Origin of the sequence: Streptomyces tricolor (genome assembly GCF_002155905.1) — a bacterium.
In the GTDB taxonomy this organism is placed as follows: domain Bacteria; phylum Actinomycetota; class Actinomycetes; order Streptomycetales; family Streptomycetaceae; genus Streptomyces; species Streptomyces tricolor.
On sequence record NZ_MUMF01000338.1, the window covers coordinates 1 to 8,313 of the forward strand.

The 8,313-nt window shown below is 72.6% G+C and carries 12 protein-coding genes and 1 pseudogene; 12 read left to right on the forward strand and 1 reads right to left on the reverse strand.

What is annotated here, in order from left to right:
- The 12 genes from CCN44_RS23825 to CCN44_RS23880 all read left to right on the forward strand — a co-directional run.
- Positions 1 to 1,502 (forward strand): transketolase (locus tag CCN44_RS23825; RefSeq protein WP_086699385.1); only part of this gene is annotated, 1,502 nt, incomplete at its 5' end.
- Positions 1,499 to 2,434: a non-homologous end-joining DNA ligase gene (gene ligD, locus CCN44_RS23830; RefSeq protein ID WP_086699388.1), complete on the forward strand. Its 936-nt coding sequence runs from the start codon at positions 1,499 to 1,501 to the stop codon at positions 2,432 to 2,434. The genes CCN44_RS23825 and ligD, both read left to right, overlap by 4 nt.
- Before the next feature lie 45 nt (positions 2,435 to 2,479).
- Positions 2,480 to 2,791, forward strand: a complete 312-nt coding sequence (locus tag CCN44_RS23835) for a gas vesicle protein GvpO (RefSeq protein ID WP_059254243.1) — start codon at positions 2,480 to 2,482, stop codon at positions 2,789 to 2,791.
- A gap of 78 nt (positions 2,792 to 2,869) precedes the next feature.
- Entirely contained in the window at positions 2,870 to 3,289 is a 420-nt protein-coding gene (locus CCN44_RS23840) for a gas vesicle structural protein GvpA (protein WP_059254245.1), read from the forward strand.
- On the forward strand, positions 3,286 to 4,056 hold the full coding sequence (locus tag CCN44_RS23845) for a GvpL/GvpF family gas vesicle protein (RefSeq protein WP_059254247.1): 771 nt from the start codon (positions 3,286 to 3,288) through the stop codon (positions 4,054 to 4,056). The genes CCN44_RS23840 and CCN44_RS23845 overlap by 4 nt, the downstream gene beginning before the upstream one ends.
- 34 nt (positions 4,057 to 4,090) lie before the next feature.
- Positions 4,091 to 4,348, forward strand: a complete 258-nt coding sequence (locus CCN44_RS23850; RefSeq protein WP_059254250.1) for a gas vesicle protein GvpG — start codon at positions 4,091 to 4,093, stop codon at positions 4,346 to 4,348.
- Between the two features lie 2 nt (positions 4,349 to 4,350).
- The gene (locus tag CCN44_RS23855) at positions 4,351 to 5,013 is read left to right on the forward strand and encodes a DNA primase (RefSeq protein WP_189396995.1); all 663 of its coding nucleotides are present in this window, start codon (positions 4,351 to 4,353) and stop codon (positions 5,011 to 5,013) included.
- On the forward strand, positions 5,010 to 6,158 hold the full coding sequence (locus tag CCN44_RS23860; RefSeq protein ID WP_086699395.1) for an SRPBCC family protein: 1,149 nt from the start codon (positions 5,010 to 5,012) through the stop codon (positions 6,156 to 6,158). The genes CCN44_RS23855 and CCN44_RS23860 overlap by 4 nt, the downstream gene beginning before the upstream one ends.
- Positions 6,155 to 6,490 carry a gas vesicle protein gene (locus CCN44_RS23865; RefSeq protein ID WP_059254257.1) on the forward strand — a complete coding sequence of 112 codons (336 nt, stop codon included), beginning with the start codon at positions 6,155 to 6,157 and terminating at the stop codon, positions 6,488 to 6,490. Before CCN44_RS23860 ends, CCN44_RS23865 begins: the two co-directional genes overlap by 4 nt.
- Positions 6,487 to 7,377: a GvpL/GvpF family gas vesicle protein gene (locus CCN44_RS23870; protein WP_223283724.1), complete on the forward strand. Its 891-nt coding sequence runs from the start codon at positions 6,487 to 6,489 to the stop codon at positions 7,375 to 7,377. The genes CCN44_RS23865 and CCN44_RS23870 overlap by 4 nt, the downstream gene beginning before the upstream one ends.
- Positions 7,374 to 7,571 (forward strand): gas vesicle protein GvpJ, encoded by a 198-nt coding sequence (gvpJ, locus tag CCN44_RS23875; RefSeq protein WP_059254260.1) that lies wholly within the window; start codon positions 7,374 to 7,376, stop codon positions 7,569 to 7,571. The genes CCN44_RS23870 and gvpJ overlap by 4 nt, the downstream gene beginning before the upstream one ends.
- Entirely contained in the window at positions 7,568 to 7,858 is a 291-nt protein-coding gene (locus CCN44_RS23880; RefSeq protein WP_059254262.1) for a gas vesicle protein K, read from the forward strand. Before gvpJ ends, CCN44_RS23880 begins: the two co-directional genes overlap by 4 nt.
- A 91-nt stretch (positions 7,859 to 7,949) precedes the next feature.
- On the opposite strand, the pseudogene CCN44_RS23885 reads toward CCN44_RS23880, so the two are convergent.
- Positions 7,950 to 8,313 (reverse strand): annotated as a pseudogene (locus CCN44_RS23885) (SAM-dependent methyltransferase); the annotation flags it as partial.

Below are 8,313 nucleotides of genomic sequence, written 5' to 3' on the forward strand. Positions count from 1 at the left end.
CGCTCGGCCAGGGCCTGCCGGTCGGGGTCGGCATCGCCCTCGCCGGGAAGCGGCTGGACCGCACCGGCTACCGGGTGTGGGTGCTGTGCGGTGACAGCGAGCTGGCCGAGGGCTCGGTGTGGGAGGCCGCCGAACACGCCGGCTACGAGAACCTGGACAACCTGATCGCCATTGTGGACGTCAACCGGCTCGGCCAGCGCGGCCCCACCCGGCACGGCCACGACCTGGACGCCTACGCCCGCCGCTTCCAGGCCTTCGGCTGGCACACCGTCGAGATCGACGGCCATGACGTCGACGCGATCGACCGGGCCTACGGGGAGGCCCTGTCCACCACCGGGCAGCCCACCGTGATCCTCGCCCGCACCCTGAAGGGCAAGGGTGTGGCGGCCGTCGAGGACCGCGAGGGCCTGCACGGCAAGCCGCTGCCCGAGGCCGAGGAGGCCATCGCCGAACTCGGCGGGCCGCGCGACCTGACGGTCCGGGTGAGCGAGCCGCAGGCCGCCGCCGCGCTGCGCTCGCTCACCACCGAGGTCGTCCAGCTGCCCCGCTACGACGAGGGTGACGAGGTCGCGACGAGGGACGCCTTCGGCAAGGCCCTCGCCGCGCTCGGCACCGCCCGCGGCGACGTCGTCGCCCTGGACGGCGAGGTCGGCGACTCCACCCGCACCGAGGAGTTCGCCAAGGAGCACCCCGACCGGTTCTTCGAGTGCTACATCGCCGAGCAGCAGCTCGTCGCCACGGCCGTCGGCATGGCCGCGCGCGGCTGGGTGCCGTACGCGTCGACGTTCGCGGCCTTCCTCACCCGCGCCCACGACTTCGTGCGCATGGCGTCCATCAGCGGCTCCGGGCTCAACCTGGTCGGCTCGCACGCCGGTGTCGCGATCGGGCAGGACGGGCCCTCCCAGATGGGCCTGGAGGACCTCGCGATGTTCCGGTCCGTGTACGGCTCGACGGTGCTGTACCCGTGCGACGCCAACCAGACCGCCCGGCTGGTCGCGGCCATGGCCGGCCTGGACGGCATCCGCTATCTGCGCACCTCCCGCGGCAAGACTCCGGTGATCTACGGCCCCGACGAGGAGTTCCCGGTGGGCGGCAGCAAGACCCTGCGCTCCGGCGAGGACGACCGGCTCACCGTGGTGGCCGCCGGAGCGACCGTGCCCGAGGCGCTGGCCGCCGCCGACCGGCTCGCCGCGGACGGCATCCGGGTGCGGGTGATCGACCTGTACTCGGTCAAGCCCGTCGACGCCGAGACGCTGCACCGGGCGGCCGAGGAGACCGGCTGCCTGCTCACGGTCGAGGACCACCACCCCGAGGGCGGCCTCGGGGACGCCGTCGCGGAGGCGTTCGGCGACGGCCGGCCGGTGCCCCGCCTGGTCCGCCTCGCGGTGCGCACCATGCCGGGCTCCGCCGCGCCCGACGAGCAGCTGCACGCGGCCGGCATCGACGCCACGGGCATCGCCGCGGCGGCCCGGCTGCTGGTCGAGGAGGCGGTCGTGCGATGAGCCGCGACGACGCCCGGACCATACGGGCGGGCCGCCGCTCGGTGCGGATCCAGCGGCCGGGGAAGGTGCTCTTCCCCGGCGGCGGGGGAGCGAAGGAGTACACCAAGGGCGACCTCGCCGACTACTACCGGGCCGTCGCGCCGTACCTGCTGCCGCACCTGCGGGGCCGTCCGCTGATGCTGGAACGCCATCCGGACGGCCTGGACGGCCCGCGGTTCATGCAGAAGAACACCCCGGAGCACTACCCGGAGTGGATCGCCCGCGCCGAGGTCGGCAAGGAGGGCGGCACGGTCACGCACGTGGTCTGCAACGACACCGCCACCCTGCTCTACCTCGCCGACCAGGCCTGCCTCACCCTGCACCGCTGGCTCTCCCGCACCGACCGGGCCGGCGGCCCCGACCACCCCGACCGGCTCGTCCTCGACCTCGATCCCCCCGGCGACGACTTCGCCGCCGTCCGCGAGGCCGCCGGCCGGCTGCGCGAGCTGCTCGACGACGTCGGTCTGCCCGCGGCACCCATGACCACGGGCTCGCGCGGCGTGCACCTCGTCGTCCCGCTCGACGGCCGTCACGACGTCGACACGGTACGGGAGTTCGCCCGCGACCTCGCCGAGACCGCCGCGGCCCGGCACCCCGACCGGCTCACCACCGCCGCCCGCAAACAGGACCGCGGCGACCGCCTCTACCTCGACGTGCAGCGCAACGCGTACGCGCAGACCGCCGTCGCGCCCTACACCGTCCGCGCCCGCCCCGGCGCCCCGGTGGCCGTGCCGCTGACCTGGGAGCAGTTGGACGACCCCGGGGTCGACGCCCGCCGCTGGACCATCGCCGACGCCGTCGACCAGGCCCGCACCGACCCCTGGGCCGAGCTGCCGGCCCGGGGCCGCGCCCTGGGCCCGGCCCGGCGCCGTCTCGCCGACATCCGGCCCTAAAGGTTTGGCCAAGGGATGAGGGGCCACCCGCAGGAAGAGGTGGCCATGTCTGACACACACAGCACACACGACGAGGCGGACGGCCGGCGGCCGACCCCGATGGAGGTGCTGCGCCAGGCGCGCAGCCAGCTCGCCGAACTGACGGGACTCGTCCCGGAGACCGTGTCCTCCTTCGAGCAGACCGAGGACGGCTGGTCGCTGGAGGTCGAGGTGATGGAACTCGCCCGGGTCCCGGACACCATGAGCCTGATGGCGAGCTACCAGGTCGAACTGGACCCCGACGGGGAGCTGACCGGTTACCGACGCATACGCCGATACGAGCGCGGGCGGGCCGACGCACGCCGACCCGGTGGCTAGGCCCCCGCCCGCGTCCGGCGGCCACGCACCCGGCGTGGCCCCGACCATCCACCATTCTCACGAGGAGGAGCGGCCGGCATGACCGTTGTCCCGGCACAGCAGTCCGGCGGCGGAGGCGGCACCAGTGGCCTCTACGACGTCCTGGAGCTGGTTCTCGACCGGGGACTCGTCATCGACGCGTTCGTACGGGTCTCCCTGGTCGGCATCGAAATCCTGAAGATCGACGTCCGGGTCGTCGTGGCCAGCGTCGACACCTATCTGCGCTTCGCCGAGGCGTGCAACCGCCTCGACCTGGAGGCAGGGCCCCACAGGTCCCCCGGACTGCCCGATCTCGTCGGCGAGATCACCGAGAGCGGAGCCCGCGGCAAGTCCAAGGGAGCGCTGTCCGGCGCCGCGCAGACCATATCCGAGGCGTTCAAGCAGGCCCGGGAGGAAGGCGAGGCCGAGCCCCGGCGTCCTCGTAAGACCGCGGCCCGCCGGAAGGAGGAAGAGGAGTGAGCACGTACGTCTACGGCATCACCGCACGCTCGCACCCGGCGCTCCCCGAGGGGATGACCGGCGTGGGCGAACCGCCCCGGCCGGTGCGGGTCCTCACGGCGGGGGAGCTGGCCGCCGTCGTCAGTGACGCCCCGGAGGGCCTGCGCCCCAAGCGCCGGGACCTGCTCGCGCACCAGAACGTGCTCGCCGAGGCGGGCGCGGCCGGCTGTGTGCTGCCCATGCGCTTCGGCAGCGTCTCCCCCGACGACGACACCGTCGTCTCGGTGCTGACCGAGCGGGCGGAGCACTACCTGGAGCGGCTGCGCGAGCTGGACGGCAAGGTCGAGTACAACGTCAAGGCCACCCACATCGAGGAGGCCGTCCTGCACCGCGTGATGGCCGAGAACGCGGAGATCCGCGCCCTCGCCGAGGCCAACCGGCGGGCGGGCGGTGGCAGCTACGACGACCGGATCCGGCTCGGCGAGATGGTCGCCGCCGCCGTCAAGGCCAAGGAGGCCGAGGACGCCGCCGAGGTGGAGCGCCTGCTCCAGCCGAGCGCGGCAGCGGTCAGCGTGGGTCCGGAGTCCACCGGCTGGCTGCTCAACGTCTCGTTCCTGGTGGCCCGGGAGACGGCCGAGGACTTCCTGGCCGCCGCCGAGCAGGTGCGCAAGAGCCACGCCCATCTGGAACTGCGGGTCAACGGCCCGCTGCCGCCGTACAGCTTCGTCGAACCCGGCCCGGCCGCGCCCGCGGGCGTCACGGCCGGCGCCGACGCCGGGGCGTCGTAGCGGCCGGGGCCCGGACGGAAGGAGGAGGAGATCCGTGGGACTGATCTCGGAGGTACTGCTGCTGCCCTTCGCACCGGTGCGCGGCAGCGCGTGGGCGATTCGGCAGGTGCTCCGGGAGGCGGAGCGGATCTACTACGACCCGGCCACCGTCCGGGCCGAGCTGGCCCGCCTCGAAGAGCAGCTGGAGGCGGGCGAGATCACCGAGGAGGAGTTCGACCGGCGCGAGGACGAACTGCTCGACCGGCTGGAGATCGCCCTGCATCACGGCGACACGACAGGCAATGGGACGTGACCATGAACCGAACGGCACTGGGCCTCGCCGTAGGGGCCGGATATCTGCTCGGACGCACGAAGAAGCTGAAGCTGGCGCTCGCGGTCGGCTCCCTGGCCGCCGGGAAGAAGTTGAACCTGGGCCCGCGCGCCATCGCGGACCAGCTGAACCGGCAGCTGCTGGACAACCCGCAGTTCAAGGAGATCGGCGACCAGCTCCGCCAGGACCTGCGGGGCGTCGGCAAGGCCGCCGGCGGCGCGATGGTCGAGCGGCAGATCAACTCGCTCGCCGACCGGCTGCACGGCCGTACGGCGCAGGTGCGCGACCAGCTGTCCGGCATCGTGCCGGCCGGTTCCGACGAGGAGCCGGACGAGGACGAGGAGCGGGACGAGGAAGAGGAGCAGCAGGAGCCGGAGGAGAAGCGGGGCGAGCTAAAACGGCCCACGGGGGAGGACCGGGGCGGGACGGACGAGGCGCCCCGGAAGAAGACGGACAAGAAGCCGGCGAAGAAGGCTCCGGCGAAGAAGGCTTCCGGCGGGACGGCAGCCGGCAAGGCCCCCGCCAAGAAGGCGGCGGCCAAGAAGACCGACGCGGCCCGTGGGACGGCCGCGAGGAAGACGGCCGCGGCCGGCGGTGCCGCCCGGAGCGCCGTCTCCCGGCAGTCGAAGGGCGGCGATGACCGATGACCGACACCCTCGGAAGAGTGACCTCCAAGGCCGGCAAGGCCACGGGCGCGACGGCCCCGCTGGCCGGCCTCGCCCACAGCGAGGCCGCCGACCGGCTGAAGGAAGAGGCCCAGGAGTACCTGAACGTCCAGGCCCAGCGGCTGCTGGTCGGCATCGGCCGCAAGCTCGGCGAGACTACCGGCAAGCTGAACGACATCGCCGAGGGCAAGAGCCCGGGCTTCGCCAAACTGGCGCTGGAGGGCGGGCGCAAGCTCGCCGAGGGCAAGGGGCCGGTGCGCTCCGCGCTGGAGCTGGGCGCCTCCCGCGCCAAGGACAAGGTGCTGGACACCGTGCGCAGCCTCGGCGGCAGCAAGGGCAAGAAGGGCGGCGCGGGCAAGAAGCCCACCGTCATCATGGAGTCCGTCGACGTCGGCGTGCCGCTGCGCACCGCCTACGACCAGTGGACCCAGTACCAGTCCTTCTCCACCTTCGCCAAGGGCGTCAAGAGCGCGAACCGCACCGACGACACCCACTCCGACTGGCGGGCCAAGGTCTTCTGGTCCACCCGGAGCTGGAAGGCGCACACGACCGAGCAGATCCCCGACTACCGCATCCAGTGGACCTCGGAGGGCGCCAAGGGCACCACCAAGGGCGTGGTCTCCTTCCACCGGCTGGAGGAGAACCTCACCCGGGTCCTGCTGGTCATGGAGTACTACCCGAGCGGTCTCTTCGAGAAGACCGGCAACATCTGGCGCGCCCAGGGCCGCCGGGCCAGGCTGGACCTGAAGAACTTCGCCCGCTTCATCACCCTCAAGGGAGAGGCGGAGGACAGCTGGCGCGGCGAGATCCGCGACGGCGAGGTGGTCCGCAGCCACGAGGACGCCCTTGCCGAGGAGGAGCAGGAGGAGGAGCCCCGGGCGGAGGAAGAGGAAGAGGAACAAGAGGGCGAGGCAGAGGAAGAGGAGCCCGAAGAGGAGCCCGAGGAGGAGCCCGCCGAGGACGCGTACGAGGACGAGTACGAGGACGAGGACGCGGGCGAGGAAGGCGACGAGGAGGAGTACGAGGGCGAGGCCGAGGAGCCCGCGGAGGACGAGGAAGAAGCCGAAGGCGAGGAGGAGTACGAGGAAGAGGAGCCGGAGTACGCCGAGCGCGGGAGCCGTCGATGACGACACCCAGCCGCTTTCCCGAGCCCTACGGTCAGGGCTCGGGGGCGAACCTCGCCGACATCCTCGAACGCGTGCTCGACAAGGGTGTCGTCATCGCGGGTGACATCAGGATCAACCTTCTCGACATCGAACTGCTCACCGTCAAGCTGCGGCTGATCGTCGCCTCGGTCGACAAGGCCAAGGAGATGGGGATCGACTGGTGGGAGAGCGACCCGGCGCTCTCCTCCCGGGCCCGCCGCGACGAGCTGACCCGGGAGAACGCCCAGCTGCGAGAACGGCTCGCCCGGCTGGAGGAACTGGAGCCGGGCCGCGCCCCGAAGGAGGCACCATGACGGGACTGCGGTACGTGTACGCCGTCTGCCGGCCTTTCGGGACGCCCCTGCAGGCCGAGCTGACGGGCGTCGCGGGCGCCCCGGCCGCACTGCTCCACCACCACGGGCTGGTCGCGGTGGTCAGTACGGTCCCCGAGGCCGACTTCTGCGAAGAGGCACTGAAGGCGCACCTGGAGGACCTGGACTGGCTGGCCGCGACCGCCCGCGCCCACCAGGGGGTGGTCGACGCGCTCACCACCGTCACCACTCCGCTGCCGCTGCGGCTCGGGACCGTCTTCCGTGACGACAGCGCCCTGCGCACGATGATCGAGGCCCGTGAGGACGACTTCCGGCGCCTGCTGGACCGGCTGCACGGCCGGGTGGAGTGGGGCGTGAAGGTGTACATGGAGCCCGAACCCGCCGAGCCCGAGCCCGCCGCCGCGGCGCGGCCCGCCAGCGGGCGGGACTATCTGCGCAGCCGGCGCGCCCGCAGCCACGCGCAGGAGGAGAAGTGGCAGCGGGCCGAGCGGTTCGCTCACTCGCTGCACGAGCGTCTCGCCGAGCGCGCCGAGGATTTCCGGCTGCACCGCCCGCAGAATTCCGCACTCTCCGGCACACCCGGACAGAATGTTCTCAATGCGGCCTATCTGGTGCCCCGGGCGCACTCCGAGGAATTCGTGGAACTCGTGGACCGGACCAAGGGCGAGGCGCCCGGAATGCGGGTGGAACTCACCGGACCGTGGGCCGCGTATTCGTTTTCCGGGGAGGAATCCGGAGGCGCCGAACCCGGGGCAGTGGAATCCGGGACCGTGGAATCCGGGACCGTGGAATCCGGGGCCGAGGAATCCGGGATGGCTGAGACCCGGGCCGCGGAATCCGGGGAGGAGAAAGCGGGGCAGGACCGGTGACCGTGATCGAACGCCGTGAGGTCGCCCTGGTCGACCTGCTGGACCGGCTGCTGGCCGGCGGAGTCGTCCTCACCGGTGACATCACGCTGCGCATCGCGGACGTCGACCTCGTCCGCATCGATCTGAACGCGCTGATCAGCTCCGTGAACCAGCAGGTACCGTCGCCCTTCGAGGAGCCCGAGGAGCCCGTATGACCGCGCGTACCCCGCGCAACCGGCTCGACCTGGAACCCGACACCGTCGAACGTGACCTGGTGAAGCTGGTGCTCACCGTGGTGGAGCTGCTGCGCCAGCTCATGGAGCGGCAGGCGGTGCGCCGCTTCGACACCGGCGAGCTGTCCGAGGAGCAGGAGGAGCGGATCGGGCTCACCCTGATGCTGCTGGAGGACCGGATGGCCGAGCTGCGGGAGCGGTACGGCCTGCGGCCCGAGGACCTGAACCTGGACCTCGGGCCGCTCGGACCGCTGCTTCCCCGCGAGTGAGCCGGGGGCGCCGGGTCACGGTGGACCGCTCACCACCGGTACCAGTGCCCCCTGCCGCCGCTCGCGGTGCCGCGGGCCGGGAAGCCGCGCATCAGGCGTCCTTCCGGCACAGAATCTCGCCGTGCAGGACCGCGAACCAGCCGTCCTCGTGCCGGCCCCATTCCCGCCAGGCCGCCGAAATCGCCCGCAGCTCTTCCGCGGTGGCGTGGCCGCCCCGGACGGCCCGGTCGGCGTACTCGGAGGCGACGGTGCGGTCCGCCCACAGGCCGCTCCACCAGGCCCGCTCCTGCGCGGTGGCGAACGTCCAGGTGCTGGAGCCGGCCGTGACGTCCGTCAGCCCGGCGGCCCGCGCCCACGCCGTCAGCCGCCGCCCGGCGTCGGGCTCGCCGCCGTTGGCGCGGGCCACCCGCTCGTACAGGTCCAGCCAGTCGTCCAGGCCGGGCAGCGCCGGGTAC